The 15993-nt window shown below is 47.2% G+C and carries 18 protein-coding genes; 6 read left to right on the forward strand and 12 right to left on the reverse strand.

Annotated features, from left to right (window positions below; all coding sequences use genetic code 11):
- Positions 1 to 96 precede the first annotated feature (96 nt).
- From ACYZ97_RS02940 to ACYZ97_RS02955, 4 genes are read left to right on the forward strand one after another with little or no spacing between them, the layout of a single operon-like run.
- Complete coding sequence (locus ACYZ97_RS02940) at positions 97 to 1596, forward strand: leucyl aminopeptidase (RefSeq protein WP_473300010.1); 1500 nt, start codon at positions 97 to 99, stop codon at positions 1594 to 1596.
- A gap of 1 nt (position 1597) precedes the next feature.
- Positions 1598 to 2047, forward strand: coding sequence for a DNA polymerase III subunit chi (locus ACYZ97_RS02945; RefSeq protein ID WP_473300614.1), 450 nt, complete (start codon positions 1598 to 1600; stop codon positions 2045 to 2047).
- Between the two features lie 4 nt (positions 2048 to 2051).
- The gene (locus ACYZ97_RS02950; protein WP_473300011.1) at positions 2052 to 2225 is read left to right on the forward strand and encodes a hypothetical protein; all 174 of its coding nucleotides are present in this window, start codon (positions 2052 to 2054) and stop codon (positions 2223 to 2225) included.
- Positions 2225 to 2482: a hypothetical protein gene (locus ACYZ97_RS02955; protein ID WP_473300012.1), complete on the forward strand. Its 258-nt coding sequence runs from the start codon at positions 2225 to 2227 to the stop codon at positions 2480 to 2482. The genes ACYZ97_RS02950 and ACYZ97_RS02955 overlap by 1 nt, the downstream gene beginning before the upstream one ends.
- Here the strand turns inward: ACYZ97_RS02955 and ACYZ97_RS02960 are convergent, their stop codons facing one another.
- Together ACYZ97_RS02960 and ACYZ97_RS02965 are read right to left on the reverse strand one after the other, a co-directional pair.
- On the reverse strand, positions 2483 to 3766 hold the full coding sequence (locus tag ACYZ97_RS02960; RefSeq protein WP_473300013.1) for an MFS transporter: 1284 nt from the start codon (positions 3764 to 3766) through the stop codon (positions 2483 to 2485).
- Between the two features lie 164 nt (positions 3767 to 3930).
- Positions 3931 to 5814 carry an ABC-F family ATP-binding cassette domain-containing protein gene (locus ACYZ97_RS02965; protein WP_473300014.1) on the reverse strand — a complete coding sequence of 628 codons (1884 nt, stop codon included), beginning with the start codon at positions 5812 to 5814 and terminating at the stop codon, positions 3931 to 3933.
- Between the two features lie 132 nt (positions 5815 to 5946).
- On the opposite strand from ACYZ97_RS02965, the gene ndk reads away from it, so the two are divergent.
- Positions 5947 to 6369, forward strand: coding sequence for a nucleoside-diphosphate kinase (gene ndk, locus ACYZ97_RS02970; RefSeq protein WP_473300015.1), 423 nt, complete (start codon positions 5947 to 5949; stop codon positions 6367 to 6369).
- Positions 6370 to 6419: 50 nt separating this feature from the next.
- Here ndk and ACYZ97_RS02975 read toward each other — a convergent pair whose 3' ends face one another.
- The 10 genes from ACYZ97_RS02975 to ACYZ97_RS03020 form a co-directional block, all read right to left on the reverse strand.
- Complete coding sequence (locus ACYZ97_RS02975) at positions 6420 to 7271, reverse strand: YbaY family lipoprotein (RefSeq protein WP_473300016.1); 852 nt, start codon at positions 7269 to 7271, stop codon at positions 6420 to 6422.
- A 129-nt stretch (positions 7272 to 7400) separates the two neighbouring features.
- Positions 7401 to 7862, reverse strand: a complete 462-nt coding sequence (locus ACYZ97_RS02980) for a molybdenum cofactor biosynthesis protein MoaE (RefSeq protein ID WP_473300017.1) — start codon at positions 7860 to 7862, stop codon at positions 7401 to 7403.
- Positions 7863 to 7864: 2 nt separating this feature from the next.
- A complete protein-coding gene (moaD, locus tag ACYZ97_RS02985) occupies positions 7865 to 8116 on the reverse strand; it encodes a molybdopterin converting factor subunit 1 (protein ID WP_473300018.1) in 252 nt (83 codons plus the stop codon).
- Positions 8117 to 8713, reverse strand: a complete 597-nt coding sequence (gene pgsA, locus ACYZ97_RS02990; protein WP_473300019.1) for a CDP-diacylglycerol--glycerol-3-phosphate 3-phosphatidyltransferase — start codon at positions 8711 to 8713, stop codon at positions 8117 to 8119.
- A gap of 107 nt (positions 8714 to 8820) precedes the next feature.
- The gene (uvrC, locus tag ACYZ97_RS02995) at positions 8821 to 10734 is read right to left on the reverse strand and encodes an excinuclease ABC subunit UvrC (RefSeq protein ID WP_473300615.1); all 1914 of its coding nucleotides are present in this window, start codon (positions 10732 to 10734) and stop codon (positions 8821 to 8823) included.
- Between the two features lie 104 nt (positions 10735 to 10838).
- The gene (locus tag ACYZ97_RS03000; protein WP_473300020.1) at positions 10839 to 11603 is read right to left on the reverse strand and encodes an SDR family oxidoreductase; all 765 of its coding nucleotides are present in this window, start codon (positions 11601 to 11603) and stop codon (positions 10839 to 10841) included.
- Positions 11604 to 11691: 88 nt separating this feature from the next.
- Positions 11692 to 12408 carry a glutathione S-transferase N-terminal domain-containing protein gene (locus ACYZ97_RS03005; RefSeq protein ID WP_473300021.1) on the reverse strand — a complete coding sequence of 239 codons (717 nt, stop codon included), beginning with the start codon at positions 12406 to 12408 and terminating at the stop codon, positions 11692 to 11694.
- A complete protein-coding gene (locus tag ACYZ97_RS03010) occupies positions 12338 to 12796 on the reverse strand; it encodes a hypothetical protein (RefSeq protein ID WP_473300022.1) in 459 nt (152 codons plus the stop codon). The genes ACYZ97_RS03005 and ACYZ97_RS03010 overlap by 71 nt, the downstream gene beginning before the upstream one ends.
- A 64-nt stretch (positions 12797 to 12860) precedes the next feature.
- Positions 12861 to 13724: a 23S rRNA (adenine(2030)-N(6))-methyltransferase RlmJ gene (locus ACYZ97_RS03015; protein WP_473300023.1), complete on the reverse strand. Its 864-nt coding sequence runs from the start codon at positions 13722 to 13724 to the stop codon at positions 12861 to 12863.
- Between the two features lie 40 nt (positions 13725 to 13764).
- The gene (locus ACYZ97_RS03020; protein ID WP_473300024.1) at positions 13765 to 14667 is read right to left on the reverse strand and encodes a L,D-transpeptidase; all 903 of its coding nucleotides are present in this window, start codon (positions 14665 to 14667) and stop codon (positions 13765 to 13767) included.
- Positions 14668 to 14879: 212 nt separating this feature from the next.
- Between ACYZ97_RS03020 and nagZ the strand changes: the two genes are divergently transcribed.
- Positions 14880 to 15929 carry a beta-N-acetylhexosaminidase gene (gene nagZ, locus ACYZ97_RS03025; protein WP_473300025.1) on the forward strand — a complete coding sequence of 350 codons (1050 nt, stop codon included), beginning with the start codon at positions 14880 to 14882 and terminating at the stop codon, positions 15927 to 15929.
- The last annotated feature ends 64 nt before the right edge of the window (positions 15930 to 15993 follow it).

A 15993-nucleotide genomic window follows, 5' to 3' on the forward strand; every position in this document is an offset into this window, starting at 1 on the left:
TTGACGATATGAATATTGAAACGTGTTATAAAGATCACACTTAGATAGGATTGCTTGCCTAATGGCATGATATGTAAAGAAGATTCTGGAGGGAATATGTCGAAGTTAAGTGTGGTCGGCCTCAAAGAACAGGCTTTTCAGGCTCCAGATGCGGTTGTGGTTGCGCTTGTCAATTCACAAGGTGATTGTGATGGGCGTATTGAGAAGCTGGTTGGCAAAAAAAGTTTGACACAATTGATGAACGCTCATGAATTCAAGGGCGAGCAGTGTAAGACGGTTGAAACGATGGTTGAAACACGCGCTGGTTTCTTCAGATTGATTTTGCTGGGAGTCGGCGAAGTGGAAAAAAATGGACAAGATGACTGGATCAAGCTTGGTGGTACGGCTTTTTCGCTTATTGGGCGCGGCGCAACGGCTTCTGTTATGCTTTTGTTGAAGGATTACGTCTTACAGGAAAAGGAAATAGCTGATTTTGCATTGGGATTGCATCTGCGCCATTATGACTTCAAGAAATATAAAACCTCAAAGACAACAGTGAAAGAAGGTAAGAAAACGACTTCTATCACGCTTGTTGCATCTAATGCCGTCGATGTTAAAAAGGCGGTTCAAAAAGGTTTTGAGGTGGCTCAGGGCGTCATAACCGCGCGTGATCTTGTTAATGAGCCGGCTAATGTTCTAGGCCCTTTCGAATTTGCTAAGCGCATTGAAAAGCTTGAAAAGAACGGGGTAAAAATCGAAATTCTTGATGAAAAAGAGTTGAAAAAAATCGGGATGGCGGCGCTTCTTGGTGTGTCGCGAGGTTCTCGGCGTCCGCCCCGTGTTGTCGTGATGCGGTGGAATGGAAAGAAAGGGACTAAAGGGAAAGACAGGCCGCTTGTTTTTATTGGTAAGGGCGTTGTTTTTGATACAGGGGGAATTTCGCTGAAACCCGGTGCGGGTATGGAAGATATGAAAGGCGATATGGCGGGTGCGGCCGCCGTAACTGGTTTGATTCAGGTGTTGAGCGCCCGTAAGGCCAATGTTGATGCAATCGGTATTGTCGGGCTGGTGGAAAATATGCCCGATGGCGATGCGCAGAGACCCGGTGATATCGTGACATCAATGTCGGGACAGACCATCGAGGTGATCAATACAGATGCTGAAGGCCGTTTGGTTCTTGCGGATTTGCTTTGGTATGCCAAAGAGCGTTTCAAGCCGAAATTTATGGTCAATCTTGCAACCTTGACCGGTGCTATTATGGTTGCGCTGGGGCAGCATCATGCGGGATTGTTTTCCAATGACGATATGCTTGCCAGCCATTTACTTGATGCAGGCTTGCACAGTGGTGAAAAGTTGTGGCGTATGCCGCTCGGGCCTGAATATGACAAGATGGTCGATTCGACTTTTGCCGATATGCGCAATAGTTGCGGCCGCTATGCAGGCTCTATTACGGCCGCACAATTTTTGAAACGTTTTGTAGGTGATGTGGCATGGGCGCATCTTGATATCGCCGGTACGGCTATGTCATCGTTGAAAAATGAATATAACCAGTCATGGGGGTCCGGTTACGGCGTTCGCCTGCTTGACCGATTGGTTGCCGATTATTACGAGGGCTGATGTGGCTGAAGTGCTTTTTTATCATCTGACACAAACGCCACTTGAGGAGGCCTTGCCAGGGCTTGTCGAGCGTTCACTCGAGCGGCAGTGGCGTGTTCTTCTTAACTTTGCTACGGTGGAAAAGCATGATTCATTTGATGCCCATTTATGGACATTTTCCAATGATTCCTTTGTGGCCCATGGAACAGCTGCGGATAAATATGCAGAGCAACAGCCGGTTTTGCTGACACTTGATGGGGATAATCGGAATGCTGCTGATGTCTGTTTTTGTCTGGAAGGCACAAATTGCCGTACCATTGAAAGCTTTAAGCGGGTTGTGATTATGTTTGATGGACACGACGAGGATCAGGTTCAGGCAGCGCGTGATTATTGGAAAAGTTTAAAAACAGCAGACCATCAGCTGACCTACTGGCAGCAGAGTGAGGATAAACATTGGGAAAAGAAAGCTTGAACTGATGCGGATTACTCCCTTTATTCTGATCTGTATCGCTGTCGCCGGTCTTTTATTCCCACATTATTTTATTGCTGAAGATAAAGGGGATGGTCGCTGGGTTTTTGCCATTATTTTGCTGCTGGGCGTTTTCAGTCTCTGGCGGACGATTAAACGTATGAAGGATCGTGACCGCTGATGCTGGATCGGTTGATTATTCTTTTATGGGCATCAGCGATGGGGTTTGTTTGCACGGTTATTGTCGGTACGACCCATATTATGTCTTCAATGGTTCCCTATGCAATATTGGGATATTCGGTCGACATATTGTTAATTTTTCTTACAGCCCTATATGCGGGGCTGATTTGGCGTTTTGTTCCTTTGCCGCAGTCTTTTTATATGAAAATGGCGGCTTTATTGCCGCCATTATGTCTCTTTATTTACTGTCTTTCATAATTAGCCGGATATTTCCTCATCGGTGAATATGATAAAGCATATCAGCGATATAAAGGCGCTCAGTAATAGATAATAGCCGATATAGGCTGTGCCGAAGTTCTGGACTAGCGTTTCAGCGATATAGGGTGCAAAGGATGCGCCAACAATACCGGCAAGATTAAAGGTCATGGAAGCGCCGCTATAACGGATTGCTGTCGGGAAGGGTGACGCTAGTGCTGCACCGATCGGCCCATAGCTTAGTCCCATTAAACCGAGCCCAATCATAGAAAGAGTGAAAACGCCACTAAGACCGGAATCTAGCAAATAGGGTACAGCAAAAGAGAAAAGCCCGATAAATATTGTAACCCATATCATCAAGGTGCGGCGACCGATCATGTCGGAAATCTTTCCGGCGCAAGGGATTAGTAGCCCGAAGAAAATGGCGCCGACCATCTGCACTTCGAGCGCTTCGTCAAAGGCAAGATTCATATGGTTGCGTGAATAGGATAAAAGATAGGCACTGAAAATATAGAAGATAACAAATGTTGTCATACCGGCAAATGTGCCGAGACACAAAGCACGCGGGTATTTGGTAAAGACATCGGCAATAGGCACCTTGACACGTTCTTCACGCTCGACTGCTTTTTTAAATTCAGGTGTTTCACTGATTGAAAGACGAACCCATAATCCGACAATAATCAGAATGATTGATGCGATAAAGGGAATGCGCCAGCCCCAGTCGTGGCGTTGGCTTTCGTCAAGAAAGACCCACATTGACCAGAATGTCATGGCGGATAGTAAAAGGCCGATAGGCGCGCCTAATTGCGGAAACATCGCATACCAGCCGCGTTTTTCCGGTGGTGCGTTTTCTGTTGCCAACAAGACAGCGCCTCCCCATTCACCGCCAAGGCCTAATCCTTGACCAAAACGGCAAATTGTTAAAAGTAGCGGTGCTACCCAGCCGATTGTTTCATAAGTCGGCAGAAAACCAATCAGAACGGTTGATATTCCCATCGTGAGTAAAGCGGCAACCAGCGTTGCTTTGCGGCCGATTTTGTCACCGAAGTGCCCGAAGATAACTGAACCCAGAGGACGGGCGAAAAAGGCTGCGGCAAAAACGGCAAAAGAGCTCAAAAGTGCGACAGTCGGATCGCCTTTAGGAAAAAATAGAGTGGGAAATAAGAGTGCGGCTGCCGTCGCAAACACATAGAAGTCAAAGAATTCAATTGTTGTTCCGATCAAACTGGCCAGCAAAATATGCCCAACAGAGTTTTTTTCGGTTTGCGATGCATCAATACTCGACATTTTCTTATAGTTCCTCTCTAATTTACGCAATATTATGAGTAGCGATGCAACTGCTTAAATAAAAAGCCTGATAATGTCGAGCATCTTGAATAATAAATGTGATACTATCTTATGGAGCTTGTTTTCTTGAAGTGCCCTATAGCGTTGCGCTATTGAACGATATTTCAAGCAATAGCTTCTTCATATTTGTCGGAGAGCATTAACCAGCGCATTTCTGCATCTTCCAGCCGTTTGGCCGCATCAGCACGTTCTTTTGCTTTTTCAGCCGCTAGATCGGGCGTATTGGTATAGAGTTCGCCATTGCCCAGTTCTTCATCCAGCCGAGCGATCAGTTTTTGTAGCCGCTCCATCAGTGCTTCTGCATCTGTGATCTGTTTGCGTAAAGGGGCAAGCTGGCTGCGTTTTTCAGCGCTTAGCTTGCGTTGTTCGTTTTTGGATTTCGGATTGTTTGTCGTTTTAGCTTCAGCTGCGGCTTTGGGGCGACTTAGCCCTAAAACATCACTGCGATAATCATCCATGTCGCCGTCATAGTTTTTAACGGTTCCATCTTTAACCAGCCATAGGCGATCCATGGTGGCTTCAATCAAATGGCGGTCATGGGCAATCAAGATAACAGCACCTTCAAAATCATTGAGTGCATGGACAAGCTCTTCGCGGCTGTCGATATCCAAATGGTTGGTCGGTTCATCAAGAATGAGCAGATGTGGACCTTCAAAGGTAGCAAGGCCCATCAACAGACGGGCTTTTTCGCCACCGGACAGCTCTTTGGCTTTGGTCATCATTTTTTCTGTGGTCAATCCCATTTGGGCAACACGGGCGCGAATTTTGGCTTCCGGTGCGCCAGTCATCAACGGGCGTACATGCTCAATCGCGTTTTCTTCCGGATGTAGATCATCAAGTTGGTGTTGTGCAAAAAAAGCGATCTTGAGCTGGGGCGCCAATGTTATGGTGCCTTTTTGTGCTTTCAGACGTCCGGCAATCAGCTTGGCCAGTGTTGATTTGCCGTTGCCGTTGGAACCGAGCAAGGCAATGCGGTCATCATCATCAATACGAAGGTCAAGATTTCGAAGGACGGGTTTGTTTTCTTCATAGCCGACATCGACTTGAGACATGGCAATGATGGGAGAGGCCACTTTTTTTTCGGCCTGTGCAAATTTGAAAGGCTGGACATGTTCATCGCGCCATATATCGATGGGTTTAAGCTTTTCCAGTGCCTTGATACGTGATTGAGCTTGTCTCGCCTTGGTGGCCTTGGCCCGGAAGCGGGCAACAAATGCCTCCATATGTTTGCGGTGGGCTTCCTGTTTTGTCGCCTGCTTTTGTTGCTGTTCTATGGTTTCTGCGCGTTGGCGTTCAAACTGGTCGTAATTGCCGCGCCAGAAAGTAAGTTTTTTGTTTTCCAGATGCATGATCGATGTGGCTGCACTGTTTAGCAAGTCACGATCATGGCTGATGATGATAACTGTTTTTGGATATTTGCGAACATAATCGATCAGCCAAAGCGTACCTTCAAGATCAAGATAGTTGGTTGGCTCATCTAGTAGCAGGAGATCGGGTTCGGCAAAAAGAACGGCGGCCAAGGCCACGCGCATACGCCAACCGCCGGAAAAGGATGATGCAGGGCGCATTTGTGCCGTGCTGTCAAAGCCGAGGCCCGATAGAATGGCACCGGCGCGGGCTTCGGCAGAATGGGCATCAATGTCGTTAAGCCTTGTATGGATTTCGGCAATACGCATCGGATCTGTCGCTTTTTCTGCTTCGGCAAGCAGTTGGCTACGCTCCTTATCGGCCTCAAGGACAATTTCGATCAAGGATTGTTCTGTACCGGGAGCTTCTTGTGCGACCTGGCCGATTCGTGTTTCTTTGGGCATACGGACAGAACCGGTATCTGAGGCAAGTTCGCTGGTAATAACTTTGAATAGAGTTGACTTGCCGGTTCCGTTATGGCCGACAAAACCGGTCTTTGAACCTTCAGGCAAGGTAATGCTGGCGTGATCAATCAATACACGCCCTGCCATACGTACCGTTATATCATCAAATATAAGCATAATATTGGACGCTTTCGCATAGAGCACCATGTGAGCGCAAGTAAAAAGAATGCGGCACGCTCTTGGCAATCATCTTTGTACAGCGTATAGAGCAGCACCAACTTCAATTTTGATAAATACTAAAGGTGAAATATGGCTGTAGAGCGTACATTTTCAATGATCAAGCCCGATGCAACACGTCGTAATCTGACCGGTGCAATTACAAAAATGCTTGAAGATGCAGGACTTCGTGTTGTTGCTTCCAAGCGCGTATGGATGAGCCTACGCGAAGCGGAAGGTTTCTATGCTGTGCATAAAGACCGTCCTTTCTTCAAAGAACTTACAGAATTCATGTCATCGGCTCCAACTATTGTTCAGGTTTTGGAAGGTGAAAATGCCATTTTGAAAAATCGTGAAATCATGGGTGCAACTAATCCTGCCGATGCTGCAGAAGGCACAATCCGTAAGACCTATGCACTTTCTATCGGTGAAAATTCCGTTCATGGCTCCGATGCACCGGAAACCGCACGTGAAGAAATCGCTTATTGGTTCTCGGGGACTGAAATTGTCGGTTGATTACTTGATGTAATTTATCAAAAGCCCGGTTTTGACCGGGCTTTTTTATTTCAGATGTCAGGTACTAGGCGCCCGATAATCTGGTCGTTGCTATCTTTCAAGAACAGACGTCCTAAATCATCGAATTCATAGCTGCGTGTTTTGGAAAGCATATCGATGAAACGATTTTCCTGAGCTGAAATGGCTTCTGCGCAAGCCATAAAAGTCATGCCAGGAGGATTGAAGCGCACGGTCTTTTTGCTTTCATTTAAGATAATCGAGCTTGTGTAATGATTGCATCCGCCTGTGCCATTGATACGGTAGCGCAGGCCGTCTTCTTCGGGTAGGCCATTGGCTTCGGCTTCGATATTGATCGTAAGATGGGAAGAATCGATAATGCCGTCGTTGAAAATATCTTCGACAATCCATTTCTGACCATTCAATACATCATTGGGGACATTGTTATCTGCCGTATTCTGGTAAACCATAGTCAATACGAGATCATGTGCATTGAGTGCTTCTGTTGCTTTGAAACCTTCATCACGCGCACTGACAAACCATAATGTATCACCAACGGTAATACGCGCTGCAATGCGATATGAATGGTCCGGGTCTAGGGATTTTGAATCAATAGGCAGGGTAAACGCAATTGGAACTTCTCCGTCTGGCTGCACTGTCGTTTGTGCAATCGTTTTTTCAGGTGCTTTTGGACTATTGATTTCTATCAGCTGGACGGTCAGCATGGCGTGATTGGGTAATGTGATGCGTTGATGGTATGTCACACTGCCGTGGATACGCAATGTTTCGGCAATACCCGGTGTGGGTATAGATGTATTGAAAACGAAAGCTGGAAGACCGATAGCTACGATACTGGCGAGACACGCAAGTCCAATAGACAGGGCCGCAAGGGCTTTTCTTTTCATATAATAGATTCCGATAAACAATGATTTTTGATATAGCAGCTTTAACTGCTGCACTCGATTATAATCCATGGTCTTTATTTACGATTAAATTAAGGCAGAGTTGGCGGTGTTAATGATCTTATCAATAATTTACCACCTTTGGCGCTTATGTTCATCATGCGTGCAGGATTGTACCCATTCGGCTTTTTGTCCGTCCTTGCGATGGGGCTTTTTCCAAAAAGGTGCTTCGGTTTTAAGGTGGTCCATAACAAAGCTTGCCGCGTCAAAGGCGTCGCTGCGATGCGCCGCGGCTGAAATAACAAGCACAATCTCTTCACCCACTGCAATCAGACCATAACGGTGGACGATGGTCAATGCATCCAGTTTGAAGCGTGATACAGCTTTTTCGCCAAGGGTACGGATATAGATTTCTGCCATATGGGCATAATGTTCAATTTCCAGCGCATCCAATGTCCCGCCTTCATCACGACAATAGCCGATGAAATTGACCACAGCCCCGATGTGTCCCTTTTTTGCCTGAATACAGGCCATTTCTGTTTCCAGATTGAAATTTTCGCGTTGTACACGGAGATTTAATAAAGGAGGATTCATATTCAACCGCCGGTCATAGGCGGAAACAATGCAATCTCATCGGCACCTTCTATCCGCTTGTCATGGGAGACATGTTGATAATTGATAGCCACCTGTATCAATTCTTTTTCAGCCAGCGCCTGTTGATAGTTGTCTCCTCTTTCTTTCAGAAAGGCGAGCAGATCGCTGACTGTAACAATATGGGCGGGAATATCTATTTTTTCTTCTGCCTTTCCGATTTTTTCACGGATCCAGGCAAAATAGAGAAGCTTCATTTATGTCCTTTCATCGATCACATGTTTTAATCCATGGCGGAAATAGTCCCAGCCTGTGACCAAGGTCAAAATGGCAGCAATCCACAAGAGGGCGATGCCGGATTTGGTTGTATAGGGAAATATTTTATCAGCTGCCGGACCGGCTAGTAGAAATACCAGAGCCAACATTTGTACCGCTGTTTTCCACTTGGCTAATCGTGAAACCGGAACGGAGACTTTCAATTCGGCAAGATATTCACGCAGCCCCGAAACCAGAATTTCGCGGCATAGAATAATAATAGCGGCCCAAAGGCTCCAGCCTGCAATGGTATGTTCGGAATCGGCAGCTAGCAGAAGAAGGCAGGCAGAGACCAGCAGCTTGTCTGCAATTGGATCAAGCATCCGTCCGATATTGGATGTCTGCTTCCAGATACGGGCAAGATAGCCATCAAAAAAGTCAGTGATTGAGGCGATAATGAAAATGGCAACGGCGCTCCAGCGAGCTGCATCGCTGGAATGTAACCGCCCTTCCATGAAAAAGCATAAGACAACCATCGGCACTGCAACAATGCGGGCATAGGTCAATATATTGGGAAGTGAAAAAGTATGTTTGCTCATCTGTTTCTATAATATGCCACAGCGTATTGTTTTCGGGTGTTTTCATGTCCATCTAACGGAATCAAAGCCTTTGAAACAACCCCTAACTTGCAGCGCTCCACGATTATCTATCCTTCGTTGAAATGGTCATAGATGGTTTGGGCGGTAGTAGCGGATATGCCTTCGACCTTCATCAGATCGCTCAGAGCCGCACCGGCAACGGCTTTAGCTGTACCAAAATGGCTTAAAAGTGCACGTTTGCGTGCAGGACCGATACCTTCGATTTCATCCAGCGGATTCTTGACCATTTCCTTTTTGCGTTTGGCGCGGTGGGTGCCAATGGCAAAACGGTGGGCTTCGTCACGCAGACGCTGGACAAAGTAAAGCACCGGATCACGTGGCGGCAGGGTAAAGGAAGGGCGCCCTGCCATAAAGAATCGCTCACGTCCGGCTTCACGATCGACACCCTTGGCGATGCCGATGGCGGTGACACGGTTTTCAATGCCGAGATCGGATAGAATAGCGCGGACTGCGCTCATTTGTCCTTGGCCGCCATCAATCAGGATAATATCCGGCCATTGCGGAAAAATATCTTCGTCATATTCTTCTGTTTCGGGCTGCTCTTTCAATAGCCGGGTAAATCGTCGCTCGATTACTTCTTTCATCATGCCGAAATCATCACCGGGGGTAATATCGTCTGAGCGTATATTGAATTTACGATATTGATTTTTGATAAAACCGTCATGGCCTGCAACAATCATGCCGCCAACGGCATTGGTGCCCTGTATGTGCGAATTGTCGTAGACTTCAATGCGCCGCGGTACTTTTTCTAGTTTGAAGGTTTTGGCAAAACCCTCAAGTAGTATTTTTTGCGTCGATGTTTCTGCAAGTTTGCGTCCTAAGGCTTCACGGGCATTGGTCATGGCATGGTCAACCAGATCCTTTTTTTCGCCGCGTTGGGGGACATGGATAGCGACATTGCGTTCTGCTTTGAATGATAGAGCATTTTGCAACAGGTCGAGTTCTGGAATGGGGTGTGAAATGAGAATAAGTTTGGGTATGGGCTTATTATCATAAAACTGTGCGATAAAGGATTCTAGAACTTCACCTAAAGAAAGGGCCGGATCGGCCTTGGGGAAATAGGCGCGGTTGCCCCAGTTTTGTCCCGTGCGAAAAAAGAAAATCTGAATGGATATCATGCCGCCTTGGCTATAAATGGCAAAAACATCGGCTTCATCGACGGTATGGGGATTAATGCCCTGATGGGATTGTATCTGTGTCAATGCGCTGATGCGATCACGATAAAGGGCTGCCCGCTCGAAGTCGAGAGAATCGGAAGCCGCATGCATGGCTTTGGCCATATTATCGGTTATGGTTTTGCTGCGCCCCGAAAGAAAGGTTTTTGCCTCTTCTACCAATAGGACATAGTCTTCTTGCGAGATTTCATTGGTGCAGGGCGCAGCACAGCGCTTGATCTGATAGAGCAGACAAGGGCGGGTGCGGCTTTCAAGAACGGAATCTGTACAGCTGCGTAACAAAAAGGCACGCTGCATGGCGTTAATCGTCCGGTTGACTGCGCCGCCTGATGCAAAGGGGCCGAAATAATCACCTTTAAGCGAGCGGGCACCACGATGTTTGAAAAGGGCGGGCGCTTGGTGGTTTTGGGTAATGACAATATAGGGAAAGCTTTTATCGTCGCGTAGCAGGACATTAAAACGCGGACGCAACCGTTTGATAAGGTTGGCTTCTAGCAGAAGGGCTTCGGTCTCGGTACGGGTGACAACAAATTCCATGGCACGTGTGGCACGGATCATCCGTTCGATGCGGTTGGAGTGGCCGCGTCCACGCGCATAATTGCTGACACGTTTTTTCAGGGAGTTGGCCTTGCCAACGTAAAGCACATTGCCATCCTCATCAAGCATCCGGTAGACTCCCGGTTTATTGGGCAGCCGTGTTACAATATCGCTGATAAGGGCCGCTCCTTTAAGGGTGTTTTCCGAAGTATCATCCTGTTGGGTGTGGTCCCAGCTGATGTCATGCATATTGGTGTTTTCGTTTTCTTCAATGTCGACAGCTATGGATTCAGGATCTGCTGTTGCATGAAGTTCAAGCGAGCTGATATCTCCCGTATTTTTAGATGGTTTTTTCATTCGACAATGTCCGCCAGATCGGCTGTTTTCCACATTAGATGTTGTCCGCCGTCAAGCGCAATCATTTGGCCGGTTACAGATTTGGCATTCCATAAATAGCGGATTGTGGCACCGAATTCGGCCAAATCCGGCCCATGCCCCAGTAAAATCGCTTCCGACTGCCGCTTGAAATCATCTTCGTTTTGACGTGTGCTTTTGAGTGATGGCCCCGGACCGACAGCATTGACGCGGATATGGGGCGCCAAGGCTTGTGCCAATGTACGGGTTGCTGTCCAAAGTGCCGATTTTGATAAAGTATAGGACAGAAATTGCGGATTGGGTTTCAAGACGCGCTGGTCGATCATATTGATAATCAGACCTTGCATATCATTTTTTAATGATTGTTTCATGGCGCTTGCCAGAACGATAGGTACTTTGACATGAAGACAGAAATGATGGTCCCAGATGAGAGGATCCAGCTGGTCTAGGCTATCATCGAGAAAAAGCGAGGCGTTATTGATGACCAGCTGTGGTGGCCCCATTTTCTCGCATACGGCTTTAATAAGTCCGTTGCCATGGCTGGCCAATAGATCATCACGGAATATCTCGACGGTTGTACCTGCTTGCTGAAGTTCGTTGCCGAGGGCTTGGGCTTCCTCATGGCCATTATAATAATGGATTGCTATTTTGAAGCCATTGGCGGCAAGATCACGCGCGATAGCTGCGCCGATACGTTTTGCACCGCCGGTGATCAGGGCTACAGGAGAAGATGTGTTTTTCACAATAATGACCCTTTAAGCCATAGCCACGATGCATCTTACATTTTGTTGTTACATAAGATGGCTTTCACATTTGATTTTTTCAAGAGATTTAAGCGTGTTGTACCGGCTTTTGCAATTGCGGATATTGCGCATGGAAACGCTCCCACCATTTTTGTAATGCCGGTCTGCCGATCTGCCATTGTCCTTCAAATCGCTGTTCTGCAAAATTCAGCATGATTCCCAAGGTCAGGCTACCAGCATCCAATCCATGATCAAGTGAAGGGAGATTTTTTTCTATATAGTCGAGGGTGCGCGTAACTTTTCCCCATTGTTTGTCGAGCCAAGGCTGGTGAACGATTTCTGCTGGCCGGTAGCGGCGCTCATAAATATGTGCAACCATAACATCGCCTAGACCATCGGCGATAGATTGTGTGCGCTCAACTTTCAAACGTTCTATCGGGTCCTGCGGAAAAATCTTTTTGCCGGTCGAAATCAGGTTGAGATAGCTTAAGATAACCGTACTGTCGAAATAGACTTCGTTATTTTCGGCAATTAGGGCCGGAATTTTGCCCAAAGGATTGAATTGTGTCAGCTCTTGCGGATCCTGCATTGTGTTTATGTGCACTTCCTCAAATGGAATATCCATATAGCGCATGGCCAAGCGTGCTTTGGCAACAAAAGGTGAAAGTTCGGATCCCAATAGCTTTATCATGTCTTTATCATTCCTGATTGTTATTGCCGGATAGATTCTAGCCTTAGCGAATGGCGTGGCACTTGCCGTCTTGAATGCGCCATTTATCAAAGCCATCGATGCAAAATTCGACATTCATGCCACCAATGCCGATAAAGCCTTGATTGTGCTCGATCATATAATAGGCTTTATGCGTGCTACCATCGTTTAAAACAGCTGTGGCGCTGCAATAATGACGTGCAATATTATAGGTTTCAGCCGGTGCGGCATAACGGGTCTGGGTGATGTCTGAAAATCCTTTAATTCGTACAATCGGCATATTGGGGATATGGCGTACACTGTGGTAGAAGTTATGCGATACATTGCTCAGGACATGCTGGCTGGCACAAATACCGGGGGTCATATAGGTTTGCTGTATATCAACTATATCAGCCGATAAGGCCGTATGGCTTGAAAGAGCCATGATAGCAGCTGTCAGTGCGAAGCTTGCAGCATGCGTATTTTTTTTAAAAAAAGAAGTCATTTCATCGTTCCTGTTTTTGTCCACGCAATGTTGTTGTATCGCGATTATAGCGTCAAGATCAAAGCTATTCGCCTTTAATCCATTCACGATTAATTTTGGCCTGCAGATATTGGCCGTCTTTTGTTTCGCCCAGTGTGTCTTGGAAAAACGGTGTCAATATATCCATCTCTTTTTCCAGTACATAGGGCGGGTTGACGATAATCATGCCACAACCGTCCATGCCGCTAGTGGCAGAATAGGGTTTGCGCGCAATTTCCAGACGTAATATTTTGGTCATCGCACTTTGACGTAGATTACGGATGAAATGCTCGATCTGATCGGGGTTTTTGATCGGATACCATAAAGCATAGATGCCACCGGAAAATCGACGGTACGCCCGGCATAATCCATCAAAAAGCCGCTCGAATTCGCCCTTTTCTTCAAAAGGCGGATCAACAAGAACGAGGCCGCGTTTTTCTTTGGGTGGCAAGTGTGCGCCGAGCGCAAGCCAGCCGTCAAGATGGATGATTTTAGACTGGTAGTCGCCTTCAAAATGTTTTTTGAGGGTTTTGAAGTCGTCAGGGTGAAGTTCCATGGCGCTTAGACGGTCCTGTTTGCGTAATAGATGGCGCACAAGCAAGGGGGAACCGGGGTAATATCGCAATCCACCTTCGGGATTGAAATCCTTTATGGTGTCAAGCCATGGGTGAATAAGTGCCTTGATCTCGTCATTATATGATTGTGCAAGGATACGACCGATGCCGTCATGCCATTCACCGGTTTTTTGTGCGGCAACCGAACTGAGATCATAAAGACCGATACCGGCATGGGTATCAATGACACGAAAAGCCTGATCCTTGCGTTTGAGATAATCGACAATGCGTGTGACCAAAATATGCTTGAAGACATCGGCAAAGTTACCGGCATGATAGACATGACGATAGTTCATTATATTTCCTTAAAAAATGCGGCGAACGAGTATATCCTACTCATAAGGAAGAATTCCGATGTGGCAGAACAATAGCTTTGGCGCCTGTCGTGACGCGTGAATAAAGATCTATAATGTCCTGATTGAGGAAGCGGATACAGCCTGAGGAAACACGTTTACCGATAGAGGTTGGCTCATTGGTGCCGTGCAGGCGGAAGAGCGTATCGTTTCCATTGCGGTAAAGGTAGAGCGCACGTGCCCCCAACGGATTGTTTGGCCCACCTGCCATGCCCTTGCTTAAATGGCCATAGCGCTGCGGCTGTTTACGGATCATATTGTCGGTTGGTCGCCATGATGGCCATGCGGCTTTGCGCCCGATGGTGGCTTCGCCTTGAAAATCCGTCGCATTCGTTCTGGCTACCCCGACACCATAACGGATGGCGCGGCCATTACCTAAAACAAAATAGCAATGGAAATTGTTGGGGTCTACGACGATTGTACCAGCTGAATAATTGCCTGTATAGTCAACCTCACGTCGCCATAAATCGGGATTGATCCGGCTCAAATCTATAGCGGCAACATGAAATCCGCCATCCCGTTTGGCACCGTAAATATCGGCATAATAGGGATCAATCTTGATGGTGCTACGGGATGTACTCTTTGCTTTGTCTTTGACCGATTTAAGCGTTTTGGTCGGGGACTTGGATGGTTTGAGCGTCCTTGTGCCGGATGAGGGGGTAAAGTCCTCGTCATTATTATATTGGGTTTTTTCCGTTCTCACCAGCACATTACGGCGTGTCATTTGGTTTTGTGGCGGATTTTTAAGCGGGAGCGGTGAATCGCCAACCTCGCCGCCGGGGACAGGATGGCGGAAGGTGCAGGCACCAAGCAGTGCAGGAATGGAAATAATAAATGTGCGGCGGGACAAACCCATAATCTGATAATCCGTTATATCTGTCTTCATGTAATATCGCATTGACCATAACGATATGGAACAGTTTTTAGCACGGGCCATATCATTATTTTGCAAAAAACAATGGGTAAAAATAAAAAGCTTTGCTAATGTTGCAATATTGTATCGGGGGATCGTGCTAAAAACTGTTTAAAACCTCAAATGCCCGCGCCATTTGTGTCATGATTATGGTTTATAGGGATGAAAATTACCTTGAGGCTATAATGTCAGAACAATCGCAACCGTCGAAAGCGTTTATTACCGGAGTAGCGGGGAAAACACTTCATGCGGATGAAAAATCTTTTATCTCCCGTGAGCAACCATGGGGCGTTATTCTTTTTGCCCGTAATATCGGCAGCAAAGATGAGGTGCGGGGGTTGACCGCCAGTTTGCGTGAGGCAGCGGGTCGTGAGGATATGTTTGTTTTTGTTGATCAGGAAGGGGGGCGTGTGCAACGATTGCGTGCTCCTTTGGCACCTGATTATCCGTCCGCAGCGTTGCTCGGAAAAATCTATCAAAACAATCAAGAGGCTGGATTGCGTGCAGCATGGATTATGTCGCGCCTTCATGCTTTTGATTTGATGTCCTTGGGGATCAATGCCAATTGCCTGCCCGTGCTTGATGTACCGGTGGAAGGAGCGCATGATGTGATCGGCGCACGCGCTTATGGCCACCATCCCGATATTGTGACACAAATGGGGGGCGCTGCGGCCAAGGGGCTGCGTGATGGCGGTGTTTTGCCGGTAATGAAACATATTCCGGGGCATGGTCGTGCATTTAACGATACACATAAGGAGCTGGCGCGTGTTACCGCATCGCTTGCCGAGCTTGAAGAACATGACTTCATACCCTTCAAAGCACTCAAGGATCTGCCAGCGGCCATGTCGGCTCATGTTATTTTTGATGCTATTGACAGTACCCATCCGGCGACCATGTCTACTAAGATTGTGAAGGAAATTATCCGGGCCAAAATCGGCTTTGACGGATTGTTGATGTCGGATGATCTGTCTATGAAAGGACTGGCTGGGGATGCGGTAGGGCATGATTTCAAGACGCTTGCTGGACAGGTTTATGCTGCTGGATGCGATATGGTGCTGCATTGTAACGGAGACATGACGGAAATGGTGCCGGTTGCGCAGGCCGCACCGGTTTTGACGGGCGATGCCCTCAAAAGAGTGGATGCTATCTTCCATTATATGCGTGCGCCGCAAAATGATGACGAGCAGGCATTGCGCGAAGAGTTCCACTTACTAACGGCTGGATTGCAAGCCTGATTTATTGGCGAAAGGAACGAGAGTGGCTTTGAGACCTGCAAATTCCATGAAGCGTTCGCCACAG

It is taken from the genome of Bartonella sp. bp_1 (assembly GCF_055808085.1).